This is a genomic window from Haladaptatus ordinarius, assembly GCF_054177595.1.
The window spans coordinates 1-22,984 of sequence record NZ_JBPEHH010000002.1 but is presented as its reverse complement, the minus strand read 5'-3'; the positions used below and the strand labels follow the sequence as shown (position 1 = coordinate 22,984).

The window sequence follows — 22,984 nt, the reverse complement described above, 5'->3', positions numbered from 1 at the left end:
CAAATGACGTTACTAGAAGTCAACGATCTCTGCGTTCGCTACGACGCCGGGGACAAGCAGGTCCACGCCGTCGACGGCGTCACCTTCAGTGTCGAACACGGCGAGACGTACGGTCTCGTCGGTGAATCAGGCTGTGGAAAGACGACGCTCGCGAAGTCGCTCATCCACTTGCTCGACTCGAACGGCTACATCGAAAGCGGTGAAATCTGGTTCGACGGAACGCTTCCCGACTGGGAAGACGAGAACGGTAATCCGCGCCAGGAGATTATCGATGACGACCGGTATCCGGTGCGCGAAGACGGGATGACCGACCTCGCGAAGCTGGACAACCACCAGATTCGAGATATGCGATGGCGGAACATCGCGCTCATCCCACAGAGCGCGATGAACGCGCTCAATCCGGTGTACAAGGTCGGTGACCAAATCGTCGAAGCAATCCTTCGACACGAACCCGAAACGACACACGAGGAAGCGGACGCGCGTGCCCGCGACCTCATCGAACGCGTCGGCATCGAACCGGAGCGTGCGGACGATTACGCACACCAGTTCAGCGGCGGGATGAAACAGCGGGCAGTCATCGCGATGGCGATGGCGTGCAACCCGGACATGCTCATCGCAGACGAGCCGACGACGGCACTCGACGTCATCATCCAGGACCGTATCCTGGAGGAACTCGAAGCGCTTCAAGAGGAGTTCGACGTCGCCATCCTCGTCGTCAGCCACGACATCAGCGTCATGGCCGAAATCTGTGACCAACTCGCCGTGATGTACGGTGGTAAGATGATGGAGAGCGGACCGAAAGACGAGGTACTCGTCGATTCGGCGAACCCCTACACGCTCGGGTTGAAAAACTCGTTCCCGACGGTCGACGAGGAAGACCAGGACCTCGTTTCGATTCCCGGCACGCCGCCGACGCTGCTCGACCCGAGTGACGGTTGTCGATTCTCGACGCGGTGTCCGTTCGTCGTGGACGAATGTCACTCGGCACACCCACCTATGTACGACGTCGATCAAGCCGAGACGGGCAAGCGGACCGAAGCGCGGTCACCGCAGATTCACCGGTCGGCCTGTTATCGTGTCGACGAACTCGAAATGATGCGAACTGAAGCACAAGAGGAGGACACATGGCTCCAGAACACGACTCAGACCCGCTAGTAGAACTAGAGAACGTCTCGAAGCTGTTCGACCTCTCACAGGGTGTCGTCGAACAGTTGCTCGGGAAAGAAGCACAGCCAGTTCGCGCGGTTCAGAACGTCGACCTCACCATCAACAAGGGTGACATCATGGGTATCGCTGGCGAGTCCGGCTGTGGGAAGACCACGCTCGGAAAGCTGCTGGTGAAACTGTACGACCCGACGGAGGGCACTATCACGTTCGACGGTCGTGACGTGACCGAACTCTCGCGCGAGGACGAGAAGGTGTTCCGCCAGCGGGTACAGATGATCTTCCAGGACCCCTTCGAGAGTTTGAATCCGCGGATGACGGTCCTGCAGTCGGTCGTCGAACCGTTACAGATCAACGGCATCGGAGACGGATACCAGGACCGCCGGGAGCGGGTCATCGAAGTGTTAGAGGACGTCGGACTCGCGCCCGCCGAGGCGTACCTGAACGAGTTCCCGAAGGAACTTTCGGGTGGTGAGCGCCAACGCGTCGCAATCGCACGTGCGTTGGTGGTCAACCCCGATTTCGTCGTCTGTGACGAACCCGTCTCGATGCTCGACGTGTCGATTCGCGCAGGCGTGCTAAATCTGATGAAAGAGTTGCAGGACGAGTACGGGCTGACCTACCTGTTCATCAGTCACGACCTCTCGCTCATCAGGTACATGTGCGACCGGACTGCTATCATGTACCTCGGCGACATCATCGAACAGGGACCGACGACCGACGTGGTGACGAACCCGAAACATCCGTACACCGAAGCTCTCTTCGACGCCGTGCCGGAGATCAACCCCGGTGCGAAACGTCACCGGGCGAACGTGACGGGGGAGGTCCCGAATCCCCGGAACCCGCCGAGCGGCTGTCAGTTCCACCCCCGCTGTTCGAAAATCATCCCGCCAGAGGACTGGACCGGGAGTCAGCAAGCGTTCCGACGCGCCTTCCAATTCAAACGTCGTGTCGCGATGGACGACATCGAACTGGAGAGTTACGACGACGATAGCGTAGACCAGCGAGACGCAGTCGACCGACTGCTCGAATCGACTCTCGCACTGGAGTTGCCGGAGGAACATCGCATTGAAGGTGAGAGCCAGGGGTCGATAGAGTTTCGCGAACTCGATATGCCGCGCCAGGCCGAGAACGCACTTCGGTCTGCCGCGCGTGACCTCCTCGACGGGAACGTCGAGGAGGCCCAGGAGCAACTGGACCGGGAGTTCCAGACCATCTGCGAGCAGAACCACCCCGAACTCCGGCAGACGGGCGACCAGATAGCCGCCTGTCATCTCTACGAGTCCTCGGCGTCGAGTGCAGAACCGGTCACGCCCGACGCGTCTGACTGATTTCGTCGTCGTTTCTCGTGCCAATGGAAAATCTTACGGCACTGACACACATATCGCCCGCTACCCCATGTCGAATTTGTCTGCCAGTTCTGTGCTCCGGCCAAAGCGACCACTGGTCGTCGGTGCAGTCCTCGTTACTGTCCTCGTCACCCTGTGGCTTTTCGTCCCGACGATGCAGGGACACATCGCTATCATGAACGTCGGGAGTGTCGACGTGACGGCGACGGAGTTCGCCGTCACCGACGGCGGCGAACACCTGTCGGTTACGTTCGACGTCCACAACCCGACCGGTCGGGAGATTCTGTTCACCGGGAGTGTGTTACACGCCTACGCTGGCCAGACGCAGTTGAACGATGGAACGACGACGATGTTCGAAACGACGACCATTCCGCCGAGGGAGACTGCCCAGATAACCGCCGACATCGACCTGGAACCGGGCCAGCAGTCGCGGGCAAAACGGGCCGCCGAAGACGGTGCTATCAGCATCAGGGGAGAACTCAACGGGGAAATCGGCCGGGAACGCGTCGACGTCCCGGTGCGAATCGAGAGGGGAGACGCATGACCGAAGCGAACAAAAACGAGTGGACCGGCGAGAGCGGATACGGGAGTCGTCGCCGACGCTACCAGCTCGCAGTCCTCGGAAAAGGCTTCGTGTCGGGGGGGATCGCCGGGTTGGCGGCGTTCGTGTACAACAAGTCGGCACTGATGACCACGGCGATAGACCCACAGTTAGTGCTCGGACTCGTCGCCCTCGCGGGCATGTATGCCCATCTGCTCGCACACGACCTCCGCGAGAGCATTCACGTCGGTCTGGTCGGCTTCCTGTTCGGAAGCGTTACGATGGTCGCCGCGTGGATCGCGCCACTGTGGATCCTCCCGTACAGCGCGGGTGCTCGCGACATACTCCTCCCGAAGATAACCGGTACTGCCATCGTCGCTGCCACTCTCGTCTACGCGTCGGTGTATCTCGCGGCGTACCTCACCACACTCACCGTGGACGCGTACGCCTCAACGTAGAACCGTGAGGGTTTTGTTCTGAGCGTCTGTACGTTGGTCTGTGTCGAAAGACGTTCCAACGCGCGAAATGTCCACTCGTGAACGTGGCACGTTCGCCAAGCACGGCGACGACCCGACGCTGGCCAGTTACCTCTCGTCGCTGTTTTTCGTCCTCTCGGTGCCGACGTTCATCTTGCTCGCGTACGCTGGCTACTGGTACGACCTGTACCCCTACAGCGGAATCATTCCGGCGTTCGCGGGTCTCCTTCTCGGAGCCATCGTGATCGCATTCGGCCTCATGCACGTCCTGACTCGTTAGAACGTGGAGTTCCGAAGGGTCATGTAGAACAAGACGGTCATCGCCGCGACGAGGAGTCCGAACTCTATCTGCGTCGGCGACTGTTCGTTCGAAACGAAATAGAGGACGAGGCTCACGACGCCGAGCACCATGGCCACGCCGAAAAGCAGTAGGGAGAGGTTCGTCTCGTCGGTCAGCCAGTAGAGGAGACGGGTTCCGAGGTCGTCCATGATGGGCCTAAAACAGGAGACCTTCGTAGACACACTCGACCGGTTCGAGGACGAGCTCCTGTGCGAGTGCGTAGGTCGTGAGCGCGAGTTTCGAGTCGGCGGTGAACGCCGTTTCTTCGTCGCGCCACTCGGCGACGCTCGCGGCGAACCTGATGTGTGAATCGTGAATCGTCATGAACCACTCGGACGGGAGTTCGCCGGGGTCGTCGTGGGTCACCCGGAAGAGATACTTGAACGTCTCGTCTGTCCGCCAGCTAATGTCCGCTCCCGCTTGCAGTTCGGGAAACTGTGGTGTTCCGAACAGCTGGACGAGACGATAGAGCGGAACGCCGATGTTGTCGGATTGACTGGCGTCGGGGTCGCCACTGATGTAGGCGACGACGTTCAAGTCCTCCCGTTCCCTGACGTTGTCCTCGACCAACACCTCGCCGTCGGCCCTCCGTGCCTCGATTTCGGACTGCGGAACGGGTTCGATGACGATGTCCTGCAGTTCCTCGAAGTTCGGCGCGTCGGGATGGTTCCGAATATCCATGGCCTCAGTACGCGAAGTAGTTGAATCCACGCCATCCGGCGTAGCCGATGATGAGACAGACGACACCACCTGCGATGACGACGAGTGACTCGGTGGTGGTCATCGTCGCCCGCATCTGTGGAATCAGTTCGAAGTACAGAGAGAGGCCGAACAGGAGGTAGATGTACCCGATTACGATACCGAGCAATGCCACGATTATCGAAAGTAGCCCGACCGGACCGCGCAACGCTCGCGGAACGCGATTCTTTAACGCCATGGTTTGTGCTACTTCGGCACAAGCATAAATGTTCTGCAACGAAGCTTACTCGTTTTCTTCGACCTCACGCTCTCGCGCCTCGACGTTCTCCAGACCGTCTCCCGAAAGCGGTGACATTCGTTCGTCGAACTCCTCCTCGGAGGGCTGTCTCGCCGCGTCCCGCCCGGCGAAGTACGCCGAGACGAACCGCTCGTGATTCTCGCGCAGGGTGTAGCCTATCCAGATGAGTACGACGCCGGGGAGCAACCGGATGACGAACGCCGGAGACGTGACGCCGTACGTCCCCGTGACGACCGACCCGTGCAGGGCGTCACCGACGAGCAGTGCTCCCGAGACGAGCGTGAACGTCGAGAGCATCGCCAGCAGCTGACGGGAGGCCATCTTACCCGTCGCCGTCCTCGTTCACGATGACGACCTCGCCGTCCTGGACGTCCACGTTGATGAGCGTCTTCACCGCGTAGTTGGTGTCGTCTAACTCGTTCGCACCGACTTTCTTGATGACGGCACAGACGTCCACCACGTCGGCACCGATGTACTCCAGCGCTTCGGTGACGGCTTTCATCGTTCCGCCCGTGCTCAGCACGTCGTCGAGCAAGAGCACGCGGTCGCCCTCGTGGACGTTGTTGATGTACATCTCGTTCTCGGAGTAGCCGGTCTGCTGGGAGAGGGCGACTTCGCCCTCCAGGCCGTACTTTCGCTTGCGGATGACCACCAGCGGAATGTCGGTCATCAGCGAGACGGCGGTCGAGATGTGAATGCCCATCGCCGCAGGCGTGACGATCTTGTCGACGTTCTCCAAGTCCGCCTTGCGGATGATCTTGATGACGATTTCGCGCAGGAGCGTCGGTTCGAGCATCGGAATCCCGTCGCTGATGGGATGAACGAAGTAGTGATACCCCTCTTTCTCGATTATCGGAGCTTCGAGAAGCGACTGCTTCAACTGGTCCATGTTGGAGGTATTCAATCCACCAGTAAAAGGTATCGGAATCACGCCTCCGAGGAGTCTCGACGGTGGCCGAGAGGAGCGTACCACCGATCGACGCGCGAGCAACGCAGACGCCGTCCACTACGGAAAGTCGTCCGGTCGCAGGTGTGGTTCTCTCACAACCGTGTCCGGGTACTCGACGCGATAGAGTCACCTCATTCGTGACGACTTTCACTTTCAGTCCGGGTAAGGCTCACCGCTTTTACCGAACCGACCCTACGGTAGGACGCGGGTTGGCGAGGCCCGCGACTCGGTTGCCAAGACCCCTTCCCCCAGCAGGGTTCGATTCGTTTCCATCCCCCTTTTCGGTGGGGGGTTCCGAACGCAAGGCCAATGGTGTGTTTCGGGCGCTTCGGGAGGCGCCTTCATTTTCGGCGCGTCAGAGCTAAAACTCGACCGGCGAGAGACGAGAACGACTGTTCGACTGGTCGCATTTCTGTCGTTTCGACCCCGCCTGCATCGAAAGGGACCCCGTTTTGGGACCTATCCAGGTGGTTTGAGAAGCGTTAAGGTGAGTCCATCGCTCACTGTCGAGTGTGCAATCACCATCGGACCCGGTAGCCGTGGTTGTGCTTGCGCTGGTGATGCTCCCGTTCGCGGCGGCGGCGCTGACACCGCTCGTCTATCGCGTGCTGGGTGAGCGCACCGCCTACTACGCAGCGGCGGTCGCGCTCGCCTGCTTCGGGATGGTCGCCAGTCAGGCAGGTAGCCACGGCGCTGTCTCTTTCGCGTGGATTCCCTCGCTCGACGTCTCCCTTCGGTTCTACGTGGATGGCCTCGCACTCCTCATCGGCTTTCTCGCCAGCGGGGTGGGCGTGCTCATTCTCACCTACTCGGGAGGCTACATGCACGGCGAACCGGGCAAGGCGAAGTACTACACGGCACTGCTGGCGTTCATGGGGTCGATGCTCGGGGTGGCCTTCGCGGCCGACCTCGTCTCCCTGTTCGTCTTCTGGGAACTGACGAGTCTCTCCTCGTTCATCCTCATCGGCCACTACACCGACCAGCGGTCCTCGCAGTACGCCGCCCGGAAGTCGATGCTCATCACCGTCGCAGGCGGCCTCTTTATGCTCGTCGGCTTCCTGTTGCTCCACGACGTGACGGGGACGTTCGACCTCGCGGCGATGCTCGAACGCCCCGGCGAGGTCCACCACCAACTGGAGACCGCCGGAATGCTCCTGCCGGTTCTCTCGCTCGTCGCTGTCGGCGCGGCGGCCAAGTCGGCGCAGGTGCCACTCCACATCTGGCTTCCCAACGCGATGGAAGCCCCGACGCCCGTCTCCGCGTTCCTCCACTCCGCCACGATGGTCAAGGCGGGGGTCTATCTCGTCGGTCGGTTTCGTCCGATTCTCCTGCCGGAGGGGGCACACGGCATCCCCGAGTGGTCGGTGCTCTTTACCGTTCTCGGTCTCGCCACGATGACCGTCGCGGCCATCCTTGCCGTCGCCGCCACCGACATCAAGGAACTGCTGGCCTACTCGACGGCGAGCCACCTCGGACTCATCGTCGCCGGCTTCGGCTTCGCCTCCGAACTCGGTGCCGAGACGGGTGTGTTCCACATCCTGAATCACGCGTTGTTCAAGGCCGCACTGTTCCTCGTCGCGGGAATCATCGCGCACGAGGCGGGCACGCGGAAGATAAAACACCTCGGCGGTCTGCGCCACGACCTCCCCATCACTGCGGCCATCACCGTCGTCGCCGCACTCGGGATGGCCGGCGTGCCACCTTTCAACGGCTTCTACTCCAAGGAGTTCCTGTTCGAGGCGGCCTACCACGCGGCGGAAGCCACGGGCGGCCTCGCGTGGCTCTACCCCGTCGTGGCCGTCTTCGGGAGCGTCTTCACGTTCCTCTACTCGGTCAAGTTCATGATGCTCTTTTTCGGTGAGAAACCGAAAGGTCTCGGGCACGTCCACCGCCCGCCCGCGGTGATGCTCGTGCCGCCCGCCATCCTCGGCACCATCGCGGCGCTCATCGGACTCGGCGGCATCACCTCGACGTTCGGCATCCACATCGCGCCCCTCGACCAGTTCGTCACGCTGGTCGTCGAGAGCGTCCTCCCGCCGGGCGCACATCACGAGGCGTTCTCCTACAAACTGCCGACGCACGTCACTCCCTACGTCATCATGAGCGCGACGACTATCGCGCTCGGCGTGGCGGCCTACCCGTTCTACGACCGTCTGCACGACGGCATAAACCGGCTGCTCTCCGTCGACGCGCTCCGTGCCAACTGGTGGTACGACAATACCGTCGACGGCCTGAACGACGCGAGCGTCGCGATGGTCCCGCGCGTCCAGACCGGCCTGCTCCGAACCTACGCGACGTGGACGCTCGCGGCCGTCACCGCGCTCGCGCTTGGCGGTTACGTCGCGGCCGGCGTTTCGCTCCCGGCGTTCGATGGGCTGAACCCGAACATGACCGTCCCCATTCTGCTCGTCTTGCTGGTCGCGGTGGTGGGAGCGGTCGCGGTGAGCATCGCCCCGTCCCACGTGGCAGGCGTGCTGACCCTCTCGATTCTGGGGTTCATGGTCGCCCTGTTCTACGTGCTGGCCGACGCACCCGACCTCGCGCTCACGCAACTCGTGGTCGAGACGCTCGCACTCGTCATCTTCCTGCTCGTCCTGGACCGTCTCCCGACGTTCTACGGCGAGCCACGAACGAGTCGAGTGGTGCGTGATGGCGTGCTCTCGGTCGCGGTCGGTGCGACCGTCTTCGTCACGGTATTGCTCACGACGCAGGCACACCCGGACTCCATCGCGTCGTATTTCAAAGACCCGCAGGTGACCATCGACCAGGCAGGCGGTACCAACATCGTCAACATCATTCTCGTGGACTACCGTGGTTTCGATACGATGGGCGAAATCTCGGTCGTCGCCATGGCCGCCCTCTCGGTGTTGACACTCATCGCGATGCGGGAGCGAGGTGAGACACAATGACGACCGTCATCACCCGCACCGTCACGCGCACGGTGGTTCCACTCATTTTCGTCACCGCGGTGGCGCTGATGTTGCAGGGGCACAACCTCCCCGGTGGCGGGTTCATCGCGGGCGTCCTGACGACGACGGCGTTCGCCCTCATCTACATCGTCTACGGGCTGGACTACCTCGAAGACGAGTTGTTCCACCGGATGGTTCGCGGCCCAGTCGAACACCTCCAGCACGGAATCGTCGAGAACTACCGGGCGATGTTCGCGCTCGGACTCGCACTCGCGGCGGGAAGCGGACTGGTGTCGATCGCGTTCGGCCGAGGCTATCTCGACCAGACGTTCGTCTACCTCGAGCACATCCCGCTCTACCCGCACTTCGAGGTAGCGAGCGCGATCGCGTTCGACACGGGGGTCTACCTTGTCGTCGTTGGCGCTCTGCTCACGATTCTCTCGGTGGTGGGTGCCGAATGACGCAGTTCACGCTCGCCGCCGTCCTCGGCTTCCTGTTCGCGCTCGGCACCTACCTCGTCCTGCGCCGGGACGTGGTGCGGGTCGTGTGGGGCGTCTCCATCATCAGCCAGGCGGCCAACGTCTATCTCGTCACGATGGGTGGACTGGCTGGCAGTGTCCCCATCCTCTCACACGGCGGCGGCCACGGTGGGGGACACGCCGTCACCGACCCGCTCGTCCAGGCGCTCGTCCTGACCGCCATCGTCATCGGTTTCGGGACGACCGCTTTCGCGCTCGTCCTGACGTATCGCGTCTACGAAGAACACGGGACCATCGACATGAACGAACTGGGTGAGTCGGTATGAATCAACTCGTCATCGCACCGTTGCTCGTCGCGCTCGTGACGGCGATACTGACGCTGCTCGCCCGGCGATTCCAGAACGTCCAGCGCGGCGTGAGCCTGCTCGGGGGTATCGCCTACGTCTTCGCAGTGGCGGCACTCTGGGCCGACGTGGAACCGCTCGGCGCGTCGCACGTCCTTCCGTACCAGCTCGGTAACTGGCAGGCTCCCTTCGGCATCACGCTGGTCGCCGACTCGCTGTCGGTGTTCATGCTCGCGCTGGGGGCGGTCGTCTCGCTGGCCGCGCTGGTGTTCTCGGTTCGGTACGTAGACGAGTTCGGCCAGCGCCTCTCGTATCACCCGCTCTATCACTTCATGCTGGTCGGTGTGACGGGGTCGTTCCTCACGGGCGACATCTTCAACCTGTTCGTCTGGTTCGAGGTGATGCTCATGTCGAGTTACGTCCTCGTCGTCTTCTACAGCGGGCCACAGCACACCCGCGCGGCGCTCCACTACGTCGTGCTCAACCTCATCGGGAGCGCGGTCATGCTCCTCGCCATCGGCGGCATCTACGCCACGACGGGGACGCTCAACATGGCCCAGCTCGCACAACGACTGGCCACGGGGTCGGGGAACATCTCCCCGTTGCCCGTTCTCGGGCTGTCGGCGCTCCTCTTCGCCGTCTTCGCGCTGAAAGCCGGTATCGCACCCTTCCAGTTCTGGGTGCCTGCGGCGTACCGCGCCGCGCCAGCGCCGGTCTCCGCGGTGCTCGCGGGCGTCGTAAAGAAAGTGGGCGTCTACGCCATCATCCGCCTCTACTTCACCGTCTTCGCGGAGCTACGGATTCCCGGCGGACTCGGACTCGCCGGATTCGGCGGAACCTCCGCGCTCGCCTTCTTCGGACCCATCATGTTCGTCATGGCGGGCGCGAGCATCCTGCTCGGCGGTCTCGGCGCAGTCAGCAGGGAGGACATCGATGGCTTACTGGCCTATTCGAGCATCGGGCAAGTGGGCTTCATCATCCTCCCCCTCGCCATCGGCGCGACCGTTCCGCAGGTTCGGACGCTCGCCATCACGGCGGCGCTCGTCTACGCGCTGAACCACGCGCTGGCGAAAGGGCTCCTGTTCCTCGTCTCGGGGTCGGTGTTCTCGTCGGTCGGCTCGATTCGCTTCGCCGACCTCGGCGGACTGACGCGGAAAGACCCCGTCCTGTCGGGCGTCTTCTTCGTCGGCGCGCTCTCGCTCATCGGCATTCCGCCCCTCTCGGGCTTCTTCGGTAAGTTCCTCGTCTTTGACGTGGCAGGCCGGGCCGGGGCGACGGTGGCGCTCGCGTTCGCGCTGGTCGGCGCTATCCTGACCATCGCGTACTTCACCAGAGCGTGGAATCGCGGCTTCTGGGGAACAGAGAGTACAATGGTCGAACAGGGTGGTCGCCCGGTCGGCGTGGTCGTCGTCGCCACACTCGCGGTGCTCGTCTTGCTGGCCGGAATCGGCTTCGACCCGGTGTTCCAGGCCGCCGAATCCGCAGCGCGGGCGGCGACCGATTCACAGGGGTACGTCGGCGCGGTTCTGGGAGGTGGTTCGGCGTGAGAAAGTGGCCCGCCATCGGTCTCGTGCTCGCCGTCCTCTGGCTGTTCGTCCGCGGCGTCGAACTCGACCCGGTGGCTATCCTCGGGGAGTTCCTCATCGGCCTCTCGTTCGGCCTGTTCATCGCTTTCGCCTTCCGGCGCTTTTACACGCCGAAGACGGACGTCGTCCGGAACCTGCAGGCGGCACCGTACGCGCTGTTGTACGTCGTCGTCTTCCTCAAGGAACTCCTGACGGCGAATATCGACGTGGCCTATCGCGTTCTCGCGCCGGGCATGCCGATACAGCCCGGCGTCGTCGTCGTCCCGCTTCGCGTCCAGAGCGACGCGGCGATAACGACCATCGCCAACAGCATCACGCTCACACCTGGGACTCTGACCATGGATTACGACGAGGAAACCAACTCACTGTACGTTCACAGCATCGACGCCCGCGACCCCGAATCCATCGTCGAACCGATTCGGACGTGGGAAGATTACGCCCTCGTCATCTTCGACGAGGAGCACAAACCCGGCGACCCGGTGCCCGAAATGCCGCCCGCCCACGCCGAGGGCGAATCGGTCGAGGGAGGTGTCGAACGTGGCGACTGACGGCACCCTGGCTCTCGTCTTTCAGGCGGGTCTGATACTCGCCAGCGGACTCACACTGCTCGCGGGCTACCGCGTCATCCGAGGGCCGACGGTTCCAGACCGGGTCGTGGCGCTCGACACCATCGGAACGAACGTCGTCGCCATCGCGGTCCTGTACGCGCTCGTTACCGGCGAAGGCCTGTTCGTCACGGTGAGCCTCGTGCTCGCTATCATCGGGTTCATCAGCACGATAGCGGTCTCACAGTACGTCATCGAGGGGGACATCATCGAATGAGTACCGTCCAACAACTCGTCGTCGCACTGCTCGTCGTCGTCGGGAGTTTCTTCCTCGTCGTCGGAACGGTCGGCCTCCTCCGGCTCCCGGACGTGTACAACCGGATGCACGCCACCAGCAAGGCGACGACGCTCGGTGCGGCCTCGCTCTTTCTCGCCGGGTTCGTCCACTTCGGCCCGCAGGGAGCAGGTCTGACGTCGCTGGTCGGCATCATCTTCCTCTTTCTCACCGCCCCGACCGGTGCCCACATGATATCGAGGTCGGCCCAGAAGATGGGCATCGAGTTCTTCGGCGACACCGAGTGGCCCGACGAGTGACTGCGACGTTCACTCGACTGCCGTCAGACAGCCGTTCGCCCGTTCGAGAGCAGCCGTCGTTTCGTCGACGAGGGTCGCAACGAGTTCGTTCGCCGGTCGAACCTCCCGGGTCAATCCGACGCTCTGGCCGGCGTACAGTGGAAGGGCTTCGACGTCTCCTTCCATTTCGGGCACTGCGAGTGAATCTTCGTATCAGTAGACCGGTTCGCCATCTTCGGACGTCGCGACGACCTCACCCGACCCCGGGCGGTCGGTTTCGGGACGGCCTGCCGTGTTCCACTCGGTGACGGTCGAGTTCTCGATAACTCGGTGGGGAACGCTCGGCCATCCCTCGTCGAACAGGGTAGAATAGGTGGTTTCGGTTTCCTCCGCTTCGAGAACCCGCCGACGGTAGAGTCGATGGACCCGCGCCTCCTCCGTCGCGAGAAATCGCGTTCCGAGCCACGCACCGTCCGCGCCGAGCGAGAGGACGGCAGCGATACCCCGACCGTCCGCGATGCCGCCGGCGGCGACGACCGGCGTTTCGGGAACTGCGTCCGCGACTCGCGGGACGAGCGGCATCGTCGCGACCTCGCTCTGGACGTGTCCACCTGCTTCCCATCCCTGTGCAACGACGACGTCGACCCCGTCTCTCACTGCTTTGCGGGCCTCTTCGGCACTGCCGACCGATTGAAAAACCACTCCGCCGTGGGCGTGGATACGCTCTACGAAGGGGGCGGCGTCGCCGAACGAGAAAGAGAATATCTCGACGCCTTCTTCGAGACAAATGCCGACGTGCCTGTCCGCCGGGAGTTCGTTCGCGTTCGAATCGACGACGACGTTCACGCCGAACGCACCATCGGTACGGGTTTTCGTTTCGGCGAGTAGTTCGCGGGTCGTCGCTTCGTCTCGCCAGGTCACTGCCAGCATTCCGAGAGCACCACCGTCGGCGGCGCTCGCCACGAGCGCGGGACAGGTTGCACTCCCGATCGGTGCCTGGACGATTGGCGTGGCGATTCCGAGGACGGCCGTGAGGCGGGTGGTCAAACGTGACATCGTTCCGGATAGTATCTCATTCGAACAGCTAAAAATTGTGGTGTCGGATGCGAACGCTCAGTTCTCGGCCATCTCGTCTGCGAGTTCCGCTGCGACTCGCAATCCGAGCTCCGTCTTGGTTCCGCTGTACTGACGAACGCTGTTCTCGCGGACGAACAGGGTTCGGGTCTCGTCTTCGCCCATCACGCTCGCGTCGTTCGCGACGACGAACGAGCAGTCTGCCCGTTCGAGCGTCTCGCGGGCGGCGGCCACCATCGCCTCGTCGTCACCGCTCGTCTCGGCTTTGAATCCGACGATGGGGAGGTCGGGATGGTCGTCTCGAACCTCGTCGATGAGTTTCGGCGTCGAATGCAGGTCGAGCGAGAGGTCCTGGCCGGAGCGAATCTTCTCGTCCGCCGCGTCGGCGGTGTAGTCGCTGATTGCCGCCGCCGAGACGAGCGCGTCGGCCGGAAACGCCGTTACGAGGTCGCTGACGGCCTCTGCCATCTCTCCTGCCGTCTCGACCCGAACTCCCGTCGCGTAGGGAACGTCCGGCGCGTTGTGGACGAGCGCGACGTTCGCGCCGTAGACGTAGCACGCGCGAGCGACGGCCCGTCCCGTCTTCCCCGACGCGCGACTGGTCAGGACTCGCACCGGGTCGATGGGTTCGCTGGTCGCTCCGCTGGTGACGACGACGCTCTTCCCGGCGAGCGGGGTGGGACCCGTCGCCCGAGCGATTTCGAGCGCAATCGTGTCTTCCGTGGCTACCTTCGCTTTGCCCTCTTCCAGTCTCGGCTCGACGAACTCGACGCCCCACGACCCCACGCGCTCGATGGCGTCTAACACGCCCGGGTGGTCGTACATCGGTTCGTGCATGGCGGGTGCGACGACGATGGGAACCTCCGCACCGAGTGCCGTCGTCGCGCAGGTCGTTACCGGCGTGTCGTCGACCGCACTCGCTATCTTCCCGACCGTGTTCGCCGTGGCCGGGGCGATACAGAACACGTCGGCCCACCCCTCGCGGCCACAGAGTTCGACGTGTTCGACCTTCCCCGTTATCTCGGTGACGACGGGGTTGTCGGTCGCGAACTCGACTGCCCAGGGGTGGACGATTCCCTGCGCACTCGACGACATCACTGCCCGGACGTTCGCGCCGCGTCGACGCAACTCGTGTGCCAACTCGACGACCTTCACCGCCGCGATACTACCCGTCACCCCCAGCGCCACGTTCACTCCGGTGAGCATTACCCGCTATTGGGTGCGGAATCCGATAAAAAGTCACGGGTTCGGCTCTCGCGTCGAGTGCGTCGGGCGGGCCGACTCGTTTGCGTTTCACGGACGGTGTGAAACGCAAGGCATACCGTTCGTCCTGCGAGAGGAGAGAGCGATGTCGTGGAAGATACTCGTCGTCGCCGGGGTGTTCGAGGTCGCGTGGGCTATCGGACTGGAGTACTCGGACGGCTTCTCGAAGTTCTGGCCCTCGGTGGCGACGGTCGTCGCCCTCGTCGTCAGCATGGTGCTGCTGGCGAAGGCCATCGAGACGCTTCCCGTCGGCACCGCCTACGCGGTCTGGACGGGAATCGGCGCGGTCGGCACCGCGACGCTCGGCGTCGTGCTCTTCGACGAACCCGCCGACCTGCTCCGCGTGGCGTTCATCGGCCTCATCGTCGTCGGCATTGTCGGTCTTCACCTATCGTCGGGTGGACACTGAATCGAATCGGTGGGGCGGATTTGATACTGGTCCGAATTGGGGACGAACGACACGGCGCGCTGTGCCGACAGCGTGCGAGGTCTTCGTGAGCGAAGCGAGCGAGAGCACGGAAGAGCGAACTCTCCCGGAGTGAGAAACGCAATCGGTCGGGGAGGGTGTGGCGCGGTGCGGGGCGGTGGCGGTACGATGGGAGTCGACAGTAGCTAGCTCCCACTCGCAGCATCTATCTTTCTCCAAGGAGAGAATCCCGCCGTTTACGGCGGGAGTGAATCCGACAGCCCCGATACAAACCACCGTCAATGGCAGTCAGGGGCTGTGTTGAATCGCCATACGGCAGCGGAGTTCACTGCTTCACGGCTCGCTTGATGTTATAGACGACACACATCAGTGCGAACGGGAAGCCTCACCGTTTACGGCGAGGAGGATGTCACTTCAGTGACCATAGCCGATGCCGACTCCTCGTACCGCAACCGCACCTCGTCCTCCCCACCCTCCTCCCGCACGTCGGACGAGCGAACCTCGTCCGAGTCGTTCACTCCCGCGTGCCGACGGTTTCCACGTTCGTTCGAGCAGATACGCAAAACCAGGACGTTGTCCACGTTCAGTCCATCTTCTCGACGAAACTCGGATGCGGGACGGGCGTCTCGTCTTCCCACTCTTCGACGTACTTTCGAAGTCGGTCGTGTGCCCGGCGTGCGCGGCGCTGGCGCTCGTCCTCCGAAATCTCCTCGCATCCGACCGGTACCTCCCGGTCGCGGTTAGTGAAATAGCCCTTCGGCGCGACCCAGTCGTGGTAGAACTCGGGGTCTGCGTCGTGGACGACGGTGATGCCGACCTGCGAACCGTGGCCCGCCGCGACGATGGCCTGGTGGTACTGCTCCGCGAGTCGCCCGGCGGCGTAGAGGCCGTCGACGCCGGTTCGACCCGTATCGTCTACCGAGACGAACTGCTTGCTTCCGGACTGCTCGAAGTCGAGGCCGAGTCCCTCGAGGTACTCCGAGTTCGACCACGAGGCTGCGACGACTCGTTCGGCTTCGATGGTCTCCGCGTCGGTTTCGACCAAAAAGCGGCCCCTCTCGCCCGCACTCTCGTCCGCGTGACGGACGTCCGAGACGGCGGTGTCGAGTCGCGCGCAGCCCGCGCGTTCGGCCTGCTCTTCGAGCATGAGACAGAACAGCCGCGAGTCGATTCCGGCGGGGAAGCCGGGGAAGTTCTCGAGGATCGCGTTCCGCTGGAGGATGGAGACGCCGTCGTTCACGACCAGGGTGTCGAGGTCTGCACGGGCGGTGAAGACGCCAACGGAGAGTCCGGCGACGCCACCACCCACGATGAGTACGTCGTACCGTGTCATGGTCGAAGGTAGCGGGTAGTGTAGTATAAACTGGTGGTGTTGGCGCGCAGAGCAGAAGAGAACGGACGGAGTTTTTCAGGACTCGTCTTCGTCGGTAGCGTCGTCCGATTCGGGACGGACGTCCGCGTCGCTTTCGGATGGGCCCGCCGCCTCGGATGGCTCCGCCGCGGACGGCGAATCGTTCGTCTCCTCGGTGATAGAGCCAGTCGACCCACTCGCATCCGAACCGGCCGCGGCGGCATCCTCACTGGCTTCGTTCGGAGCGACTCCGTGGGCTTCCTTCATGTGTTCGTTCAACTGCTCTCGCTTTTCGAACGACTCGTTGCACTGTTCGCACGAGAACTCCTCTGTTGATTCTGCCATACCGTGTTCTTTCCGCGGGAGGGTTGAAAGGGTTCTACCGGCAAATGCAACCTCGTCGGACGGTATCGACTCGAATCGCCGTTCCACGGCGGGCACGAACCGTCGTTTTTTGAGCGGAGGAGGCCGATGACACCCCACCGCATCCCCGACCTGTCCGCCGGAATGCTTACTTTCAGCCACGCAAAACTGAACGGCGTGGATAGCGTCGAACTCAGCACCGTCGTCTACGTGCCGCCGGAAGAGGCCTACGAGTTTCTCATCGACTTTCCGGGCTACGCGAACTACTCGAAACATCTCACCGGCGTCACGCGGAAGGGCGACGGCAGGCGCGGAACGGAGTACGACATCCACCTCAAGTGGTGGAAACTCCAGTACACCGTCCGGTCGGAGGTGACCGACCTCGACCCGCCAAAGCGCATCGACTGGCGGATAATCAAGGATTTGCACGCCCACGGCCACTGGCGAGTCGAGGAGGTGCCCGAGGAGGCACCGGAGGGAAAGGAGACGGCCTCACGGGTGTGGCTCGTCATCCAGTTCGACGCGGATTCGGCCGACTCCAGCATGCTCGATTTGCCGATGTTCGTCTCGCTCGGCTGGGTCGTAAACAAGGTGAAACCCATCGTGCTTCGGGAGGCCGAGACCGTCGTCGAGCGAATCGTCGCCGACCTGGAGGGCGAACCGCGCGACGTGGAACTCGTCGTGCACGAGAAACCGGATTCGGTCTGAGGGTGGGCTGTCGCGTCTTTTTCGGGTCACTCGACCTGCACGAGCAACACGCCAGCGAGCACCAGCCCGCCACCGGCGACGGTCACGGGCGTTATCGGTTCGGCGAGGATGGCGGCACCGAGGAGTAGTGTGATGACGGGTTCGATGGTGCTGACGATGCTCGCGCGACTCGCACCGATTCGCTCCAGACCGGCGAAGAAGGTGAAGATGGGCAACGCTGTCGCGACCACGGCGATAGCCACGATGACCGACCACTCGGTGGTCGTCGCCGGCATCGAGATGGTTCCGGTGGTCGCCCCGAAGGCGAAGTACGCGCAGGCCGCCGCCGGGAGGACGTGGGCGGTGAGCTGGTCTGCCGGCACGGCGTCTAGTGCGACCCTGCTCGCGGTGATGTAGCTGGCGTACACCACGGCGGCTCCGAGGACGACGACGATACCGCGGAGGTCGGCTCCCGCCGGGTCGCCACCCGTGATGAGCGCGACGCCGGTCAGCGCGAGGACGAGCGCCGCGCCGGTTCGGCGGGTCACGCGTTCGTCCAGGACGAGCGCCGAGATAGCGACGACGAAGACGGGATAGGTGTAGAGTAAGATGCCGACGAGACCGGCGGTCATGAACGCGAGCCCCCAGAAGTACAGCCCGCTCATCAGGGCGTAGCCGAACGCGCCGAGACCCAGCCCGACGAGCAGGTTGTGTCCCGAAAAGCGGGTGAGCCGGCCGCGAACCGCGAGCCCAGTCCAGACGAGCACGGTGGCGAGGAAGAATCGAAAGAAGAGGACCGTCGGAATCGACAGCCCCGCCTCCGCAGCGAGCTTGCCGAAGATGCCGAGGGTGCCAAAGCCCACCGCCGAGACGATGACCAGCGCGGTTCCGACTCGGTCCGTCATCATCCAGGAATTGTGATTCGACGTTGACATCCTCCCCGCCCTTCAGGGCGAGGATTCCCGACCGCATTTGGGATATTACGGTTTGCAACCCGTGACCTGTTCTCGCGGGGCAAAACTACCCTCGTTACGGTCGAACAGGCGAATCGCTGGCTGTGCCAACCAGCCGTTATCCCTATCGCCGCCATCCGTGGCGGGATTTGGGAGTACCTTTTGTCTGATGTTCTCCGCCCCGTTGCAGTCAGCGTTGCCAACGAACCCGCATCTGCAGACGTACAGCCCGCGTTCGACACGCTGTCGCTTCTCAGACCGACCGCACACCGAACACGTTTTCGACGTCCCACTCTCGGACTTTGTGACGACTTCGACACCGCGCACTTCGGCTTTGTATTCGAGCATTGTCGTGAAGCGTTCGAACGCCCATCCGTGGAGGTTGAGGTTGCCGTGGTCGCCCCAGTCGCGAGCGTCACCGTTCTCGTCGTCGCGGATACCGCCGAGGTCGCCCACGACAATCGTCCCGACGTTGCGTTCGACACACTCAGCAACGATGTCCTTCGACAGTGAGTGCAAGAAGTGCGTCCGACGGTCAGTGCGTTTCTTGTCGAGACGGTTGGCTTCGCGCGAGGATGAGTCGTCCGTCTCGGCGCGTTTCTTGGCGAAGTAGTATTCATCCTCTTTGAGCGCCCCACCGGGATACAATACAGCTTCGTTGCCGAATGAGACGGTGGCGAGGTTGCAAATACCGAGGTCGATGCCGGCAATACGGTCGCCGGGCGACTCGTCTTCGTCGATCTCGACGCGACAGATGAAGTGCAATCGCCAGACGCCGTGTTCGTACACTGCGCGAACCTGCTGGACGCTTTCGACGGCTCGGTTAGCCGGGCCGATAACGTCGTACTCGCAGAGAGTGAAGTCACTCCAGCCGTTTTTGAGGTTCTTACCTTTCGAGAGACGAACACGCTTATTCTCGACGTCGTGTTTGAACCCTGCTGTCTTGAACGTGACCGTTGAACGCGGATGGTCATCGCCGTGTTTGCGGTAGCCTGGTGGATTCGCGTTTTCGTCCCCGTTTTTGCGCTTGCCGTACCAACTGGTGAACGCCTCACCGAGTTCTTGAAGAACTCGCTGACTCGACTGAGAATGGAGGTCGGCGTAGCGTTCGTGGTTCTTGAGGTACGTCATAAGCGCGTTCGCGTTGGGAATCTGACCGTAAGCATCCCAAACGCGCCCTGCCGTCCATCGGGCGACATTCCAAAGCTTGCTGGCGGCTATTCCGAGCGAATCGAGGTCGTCGCGCACCTGCGAGTAGTTGCAGATACGGGCGCGATAGGTACGCGTGACGACCTGTTCCCCCATACGTAACCTATGGTGATGTGGTTACTTCACACTGCACCATGCGGAGTGAAAGTGAAGGTAGTAGAATATCGGGCTATACCACCGTTAATGGTGATTGAGTAACATATAAGTCGTATTTCCCTAAAGGGCGAGGCTATGGCCTCGAAAATGGAGTAACAGGTCACAATCGCCTGCCAGCGTTGCGACCGCCGAAAAATGAACTGTCCAGCTCAGGCCAGACTACGCCCGTCGAGTTCGCTCGCGGGGTAGTCGATTTCCATCAGGTCGAGGATGGTCGGCGCGATGTCGAACAGGTCGACGCCCTCGCCGATGGTCACGTCGGGGTCGTCCACGAACAGGGAGGCGTTGTCGAAGCTGTGCATCCCGTTGCGCGGGCCGACGCCGAACACGTCGTCGTGGCCCTTGAATCCGGCCTTGAGGTCGAAGCCGTAGTTGGGGATGGCGACGAGGTCGGGCGCGATGTCCTCGTGGTCGCCGCGGAAGGCCTCTTCTTTCTCGACCACGCGGGCACACACCTTCTTCCCGTTCGGCCCTTCGAGGTTCTCGAGTTTCTCCTTGAGTTCGGCGCGTTTCGCCTCGTACTCACTCTCGGGGACGCTTCCGCGCGGTTCGCGCCCTTCGAGGTTGATGTAGAATCGACCGGGGATGAGCGAGTACGCCACGGTGTCGTCGTCGATGTCGCCGAGTTCCTCGTGGTCGTCGTCCTCGTAGGAGAGCCAGCCCTCGTCTGCGAGCCACTGGTTGAAGTGCACCTCGTAGTCGAGGCTGGTGAACCCGTGGTCGCTGGCGACGACCATCGTCACGTCGTCGGCCAGCGCGTCGCGGAGTTTGCCGAGGTATTCGTCGACCTTCTTGTAGAAGTCGATGAACTCCTGTTTGTAATCGCCGTCTTCTTCGTAATGCTTGTAGAGGAAGTGGTTCACTCGGTCGGTGGTCATGAACACGCCGAAAAACAGGTCCCAGTCGTCCTGGTCGATGTAGTGGCGGAACGCTTCGTAGCGCGCTTCGAGCGTCGCGTGGGCGTTCTCTAAGAACTCGGATTTGTCCTCCTGGTGACCGAGCTTCGCGTTCGCGTCGATGCGGTAGTCGGTCGACTCCAGGTAGTCGCGCATCTCGTCGGGGTACGACGCCTTGTCGACGCCGGGCGAGAGGAACCCGGAGACCATCCGCTGGACGTTACGCTGGGGTGGGAAGGTGACGGGGACGTTCATCACCGTCGCGTTCCGACCCGCGTCGGTCACGCGGTCCCAGATGCGCGTCGCTTGCACGTCCCGACCCATCGGAACGTACGTGTCGTACGAGCCGACTTCCCGGTCCTGGAACCCGTAGACACCCGTCTCGCCGGGGTTGACGCCCGTCGTGAGTGCTGGCCAGCAGGCCGAGGATTCGGGGGGGACGATGCTGTCTATCGCGCCGGCGCTTCCTTCGCTCGCCAGCGATGCGATGTTGGGAAACTCCGAGGCGTTGTCCTTGAGAAAGCTATACGGCACGCCGTCGATGCCGAAGAAGGCTACCCGGGGGTCGTCGCCTCCACGAAGCTTATCGAATAGACCCATACGCCGCCCTACCACAGGCGGCTACAAGAACCTTCGTTTCCATGCTACGACCTCTCAAGTATCTCTCTTACGAACTCTCAAAGGCGGTGAACAGTGCTTTTCGGGTACTCGCGTCGGTGAGCGAATCCAGCGTCGTCGTGTGTTGCCCGTCGACCTGCGCGAAGATACCGAGCGAGACGCGCGCCGTCGCGGCGTCCGTGTTCCCGCCGGTCGTCTCGCTGGCGTCGAACGCCCCGCCGAGGATGTCGACCGCACTGGTTCGAACGTCCTCTGCCCGGCACGAGATGACGATGGTCTCTTCGTGGAGTCCGAACACCGCCGCCGTCGAGACGCCTTCGAGTCGGAGCAGGGAGTCTGCGGCCTCTTCCAGTGCGCTTACGGAGGGAACGGTGCCGACGTTCGCCACGGCGAAACTCGCCCGGCGCTCCCGGTTGGCGATGGCTTCGCCGAGTAGGTCGAAGGTATCGCTGCTGACGCCGGGCGACCGCAACGCCTCGATGCGCCCGAGGTCGGCGTACGCGCGGAGAAATCCGGCAGCGTCGTAGTCGTTCGGCCCGTTGGCACGGCGGAATTCCCGCGTTCCGGCACGGACGCCGTAGAGGAGCGCCGTCGCCACGCGCTGGTCGGGGATGAGACCGGCCTCGCGGACGAGTTCGGTCACGACGGTCGAGGTGGCACCGTCGTCCGGGCGCGTGATGGACAAAATGTTCTCCTCGGCCGTCGGTCGGTGGCGGATGACGCCGACGACCGGCGGATTGTTCGACAGACGCGGAACCGCACCGCCCCCGCCGATGGCGATGGCGGCGTCGCAGTCCGGTAGGCCTTTCCCACCTTCGTCGATCACCGTCAGGTCGATGTCGAAGATGTTGCAAAACGCCTTGCTGTCCTCGCCGGTTACGTCTCCTTCTGCGGCGATTCGTCCCGCGACGCCCCAGTCCTTACAGAGAGCCTGCACGCCGACTGCGGCGGCGAGCGAGTCGATACTCGCGCTCTCGGGAACGACGAGTGCGACCCGATTGTGGCCCGCTACCGTCTCCTGAAGCGTTTCGATGGGTGATTTTTTCGTCCGTCGGCGCACGGACCGGAGTTGAACCGCGTAGACGACTCCTCCGGTGGAAAGAACGAGCGCGACTGCGACGAGCACGACTGCCGTGTTTTCGACGATCGCTCATCTGTAGCGGTGAATACTTTTTCATGACTGGAGTTCGTAGCCTTCCCCAGCATGGTCAGCAGAGAGAGTGTCAACGAGGTCTTTCTACCTGACAAAGAGGACTGTCGGTACTTCCCGAGCGTCGCTTCGTGAGCTGTGCTGAGTCACGGATGACCAGAGTGAACGCTGGTGTAGTAGCTGAGTGAAGGAGAACTAGAGTCCACAGATGGAGAGAACCGAACCGAGAAAGCTGAGATACGCCGTTCTAGACGAATGCTGTTGCTCGTCAGGTGCCTGCCCAAGGCCGCGGGCTGGCGTCAGCCCGCGGCCGATGCGTACGTTTCTGGCACACCGACGCCGTTCATCTTGATTTCCCAACTCCGCTCTAACTCTTCCTCTAATGCGTGTCTGATCCAGTCAGAGAAGGTCTTGAAGGTGAATTCCTCGGGCAGGTCGCGCCCGCCCCGCCGTGGGCGGGCGACGACCGCCCATCGAAGCACAAGCCAGAGGTTCTCCAACAAGAATCCAACCAAGACGAACGCAAAGCGGATGACTGGATCCTGTGTCGTTGTTATTACCCGCGCTTGGCGGAATACACGGTAG

At 62.6% G+C, this 22,984-nt stretch carries 29 protein-coding genes and 1 pseudogene; 14 read left to right on the top strand and 16 right to left on the bottom strand.

The genetic code is table 11. From position 1 onward, the window contains the following. Positions 1 to 3: 3 nt before the first annotated feature. The 5 genes from ACR3FF_RS01465 to ACR3FF_RS01445 all read left to right on the top strand — a co-directional run bounded on the left by ACR3FF_RS01465 (position 4) and on the right by ACR3FF_RS01445 (position 3,810). On the top strand, positions 4 to 1,155 hold the full coding sequence (locus tag ACR3FF_RS01465; protein WP_458185400.1) for an ABC transporter ATP-binding protein: 1,152 nt from the start codon (positions 4 to 6) through the stop codon (positions 1,153 to 1,155). Beyond that, positions 1,125 to 2,495, top strand: a complete 1,371-nt coding sequence (locus ACR3FF_RS01460) for an ABC transporter ATP-binding protein (protein WP_458185398.1) — start codon at positions 1,125 to 1,127, stop codon at positions 2,493 to 2,495. Before ACR3FF_RS01465 ends, ACR3FF_RS01460 begins: the two co-directional genes overlap by 31 nt. Before the next feature lie 67 nt (positions 2,496 to 2,562). Continuing rightward, positions 2,563 to 3,057, top strand: a complete 495-nt coding sequence (locus ACR3FF_RS01455) for a hypothetical protein (protein WP_458185396.1) — start codon at positions 2,563 to 2,565, stop codon at positions 3,055 to 3,057. Further along, positions 3,054 to 3,512: a hypothetical protein gene (locus ACR3FF_RS01450; RefSeq protein ID WP_458185394.1), complete on the top strand. Its 459-nt coding sequence runs from the start codon at positions 3,054 to 3,056 to the stop codon at positions 3,510 to 3,512. Before ACR3FF_RS01455 ends, ACR3FF_RS01450 begins: the two co-directional genes overlap by 4 nt. 67 nt (positions 3,513 to 3,579) lie before the next feature. Further along, complete coding sequence (locus tag ACR3FF_RS01445) at positions 3,580 to 3,810, top strand: hypothetical protein (RefSeq protein WP_458185393.1); 231 nt, start codon at positions 3,580 to 3,582, stop codon at positions 3,808 to 3,810. Here ACR3FF_RS01445 and ACR3FF_RS01440 read toward each other — a convergent pair. The 5 genes from ACR3FF_RS01440 to hpt are packed head-to-tail and all read right to left on the bottom strand — an operon-like array spanning position 3,807 to position 5,756. Further along, the gene (locus ACR3FF_RS01440; protein WP_458185392.1) at positions 3,807 to 4,019 is read right to left on the bottom strand and encodes a hypothetical protein; all 213 of its coding nucleotides are present in this window, start codon (positions 4,017 to 4,019) and stop codon (positions 3,807 to 3,809) included. The genes ACR3FF_RS01445 and ACR3FF_RS01440 overlap by 4 nt on opposite strands. Before the next feature lie 7 nt (positions 4,020 to 4,026). Continuing rightward, positions 4,027 to 4,551, bottom strand: a complete 525-nt coding sequence (locus ACR3FF_RS01435; protein WP_458185391.1) for a hypothetical protein — start codon at positions 4,549 to 4,551, stop codon at positions 4,027 to 4,029. Positions 4,552 to 4,555: 4 nt separating this feature from the next. Further along, on the bottom strand, positions 4,556 to 4,807 hold the full coding sequence (locus tag ACR3FF_RS01430; RefSeq protein WP_458185390.1) for a hypothetical protein: 252 nt from the start codon (positions 4,805 to 4,807) through the stop codon (positions 4,556 to 4,558). Positions 4,808 to 4,852: 45 nt separating this feature from the next. Next, positions 4,853 to 5,188 (bottom strand): hypothetical protein, encoded by a 336-nt coding sequence (locus ACR3FF_RS01425; protein ID WP_458185388.1) that lies wholly within the window; start codon positions 5,186 to 5,188, stop codon positions 4,853 to 4,855. 1 nt (position 5,189) lies between these two features. Beyond that, positions 5,190 to 5,756 (bottom strand): hypoxanthine/guanine phosphoribosyltransferase, encoded by a 567-nt coding sequence (gene hpt, locus ACR3FF_RS01420; RefSeq protein ID WP_458185386.1) that lies wholly within the window; start codon positions 5,754 to 5,756, stop codon positions 5,190 to 5,192. Between the two features lie 620 nt (positions 5,757 to 6,376). Here hpt and mbhE point away from each other — a divergent pair. From mbhE to mnhG, 7 genes are read left to right on the top strand one after another with little or no spacing between them, the layout of a single operon-like run. After that, positions 6,377 to 8,725: a hydrogen gas-evolving membrane-bound hydrogenase subunit E gene (mbhE, locus tag ACR3FF_RS01415; RefSeq protein ID WP_458185624.1), complete on the top strand. Its 2,349-nt coding sequence runs from the start codon at positions 6,377 to 6,379 to the stop codon at positions 8,723 to 8,725. After that, entirely contained in the window at positions 8,722 to 9,186 is a 465-nt protein-coding gene (locus ACR3FF_RS01410) for an MnhB domain-containing protein (protein WP_458185384.1), read from the top strand. Before mbhE ends, ACR3FF_RS01410 begins: the two co-directional genes overlap by 4 nt. Further along, the gene (locus tag ACR3FF_RS01405; RefSeq protein WP_458185382.1) at positions 9,183 to 9,530 is read left to right on the top strand and encodes a sodium:proton antiporter; all 348 of its coding nucleotides are present in this window, start codon (positions 9,183 to 9,185) and stop codon (positions 9,528 to 9,530) included. The genes ACR3FF_RS01410 and ACR3FF_RS01405 overlap by 4 nt, the downstream gene beginning before the upstream one ends. Then, entirely contained in the window at positions 9,527 to 11,095 is a 1,569-nt protein-coding gene (locus ACR3FF_RS01400; protein WP_458185380.1) for a complex I subunit 5 family protein, read from the top strand. The genes ACR3FF_RS01405 and ACR3FF_RS01400 overlap by 4 nt, the downstream gene beginning before the upstream one ends. Then, a complete protein-coding gene (locus ACR3FF_RS01395; RefSeq protein WP_458185378.1) occupies positions 11,092 to 11,682 on the top strand; it encodes a Na+/H+ antiporter subunit E in 591 nt (196 codons plus the stop codon). Before ACR3FF_RS01400 ends, ACR3FF_RS01395 begins: the two co-directional genes overlap by 4 nt. Beyond that, positions 11,672 to 11,956, top strand: a complete 285-nt coding sequence (locus ACR3FF_RS01390) for an MrpF/PhaF family protein (protein WP_458185376.1) — start codon at positions 11,672 to 11,674, stop codon at positions 11,954 to 11,956. The genes ACR3FF_RS01395 and ACR3FF_RS01390 overlap by 11 nt, the downstream gene beginning before the upstream one ends. Further along, positions 11,953 to 12,273, top strand: coding sequence for a monovalent cation/H(+) antiporter subunit G (mnhG, locus tag ACR3FF_RS01385; RefSeq protein ID WP_458185375.1), 321 nt, complete (start codon positions 11,953 to 11,955; stop codon positions 12,271 to 12,273). Before ACR3FF_RS01390 ends, mnhG begins: the two co-directional genes overlap by 4 nt. A 9-nt stretch (positions 12,274 to 12,282) precedes the next feature. Here the strand turns inward: mnhG and ACR3FF_RS01380 are convergent, their stop codons facing one another. From ACR3FF_RS01380 to coaBC, 3 genes are read right to left on the bottom strand one after another with little or no spacing between them, the layout of a single operon-like run. Continuing rightward, entirely contained in the window at positions 12,283 to 12,438 is a 156-nt protein-coding gene (locus ACR3FF_RS01380; RefSeq protein ID WP_458185374.1) for a hypothetical protein, read from the bottom strand. A 27-nt stretch (positions 12,439 to 12,465) separates the two neighbouring features. Then, entirely contained in the window at positions 12,466 to 13,308 is an 843-nt protein-coding gene (locus ACR3FF_RS01375) for an NAD(P)H-dependent flavin oxidoreductase (protein WP_458185372.1), read from the bottom strand. Between the two features lie 57 nt (positions 13,309 to 13,365). After that, a complete protein-coding gene (gene coaBC / locus ACR3FF_RS01370; RefSeq protein WP_458185370.1) occupies positions 13,366 to 14,532 on the bottom strand; it encodes a bifunctional phosphopantothenoylcysteine decarboxylase/phosphopantothenate--cysteine ligase CoaBC in 1,167 nt (388 codons plus the stop codon). A gap of 142 nt (positions 14,533 to 14,674) precedes the next feature. Here coaBC and sugE point away from each other — a divergent pair, with 142 nt between their 5' ends. Continuing rightward, positions 14,675 to 14,998 carry a quaternary ammonium compound efflux SMR transporter SugE gene (gene sugE / locus ACR3FF_RS01365; protein WP_458185368.1) on the top strand — a complete coding sequence of 108 codons (324 nt, stop codon included), beginning with the start codon at positions 14,675 to 14,677 and terminating at the stop codon, positions 14,996 to 14,998. A gap of 410 nt (positions 14,999 to 15,408) precedes the next feature. Here sugE and ACR3FF_RS01360 read toward each other — a convergent pair whose 3' ends face one another. From ACR3FF_RS01360 to ACR3FF_RS01350, 3 genes are all read right to left on the bottom strand, one after another. Further along, positions 15,409 to 15,597: a hypothetical protein gene (locus tag ACR3FF_RS01360; protein WP_458185367.1), complete on the bottom strand. Its 189-nt coding sequence runs from the start codon at positions 15,595 to 15,597 to the stop codon at positions 15,409 to 15,411. Between the two features lie 2 nt (positions 15,598 to 15,599). Then, entirely contained in the window at positions 15,600 to 16,349 is a 750-nt protein-coding gene (locus ACR3FF_RS01355; RefSeq protein WP_458185366.1) for an NAD(P)/FAD-dependent oxidoreductase, read from the bottom strand. Between the two features lie 75 nt (positions 16,350 to 16,424). Then, complete coding sequence (locus ACR3FF_RS01350) at positions 16,425 to 16,712, bottom strand: C2H2-type zinc finger protein (RefSeq protein WP_458185364.1); 288 nt, start codon at positions 16,710 to 16,712, stop codon at positions 16,425 to 16,427. A 195-nt stretch (positions 16,713 to 16,907) separates the two neighbouring features. Between ACR3FF_RS01350 and ACR3FF_RS01345 the strand changes: the two genes are divergently transcribed. After that, on the top strand, positions 16,908 to 17,438 hold the full coding sequence (locus ACR3FF_RS01345; protein WP_458185622.1) for an SRPBCC family protein: 531 nt from the start codon (positions 16,908 to 16,910) through the stop codon (positions 17,436 to 17,438). Positions 17,439 to 17,464: 26 nt separating this feature from the next. Here ACR3FF_RS01345 and ACR3FF_RS01340 read toward each other — a convergent pair whose 3' ends face one another. From ACR3FF_RS01340 to ACR3FF_RS01320, 5 genes and pseudogenes are all read right to left on the bottom strand, one after another. After that, positions 17,465 to 18,322, bottom strand: a complete 858-nt coding sequence (locus ACR3FF_RS01340; RefSeq protein ID WP_458185363.1) for a DMT family transporter — start codon at positions 18,320 to 18,322, stop codon at positions 17,465 to 17,467. A gap of 75 nt (positions 18,323 to 18,397) precedes the next feature. Continuing rightward, positions 18,398 to 19,675, bottom strand: a complete 1,278-nt coding sequence (locus ACR3FF_RS01335; RefSeq protein WP_458185361.1) for an RNA-guided endonuclease InsQ/TnpB family protein — start codon at positions 19,673 to 19,675, stop codon at positions 18,398 to 18,400. Between the two features lie 209 nt (positions 19,676 to 19,884). Further along, positions 19,885 to 21,231: an alkaline phosphatase family protein gene (locus ACR3FF_RS01330; RefSeq protein WP_458185359.1), complete on the bottom strand. Its 1,347-nt coding sequence runs from the start codon at positions 21,229 to 21,231 to the stop codon at positions 19,885 to 19,887. A gap of 67 nt (positions 21,232 to 21,298) precedes the next feature. Continuing rightward, entirely contained in the window at positions 21,299 to 22,375 is a 1,077-nt protein-coding gene (locus ACR3FF_RS01325; RefSeq protein WP_458185357.1) for a DHH family phosphoesterase, read from the bottom strand. A gap of 323 nt (positions 22,376 to 22,698) precedes the next feature. After that, positions 22,699 to 22,984: pseudogene (locus tag ACR3FF_RS01320) on the bottom strand (ISH3 family transposase); the annotation flags it as partial.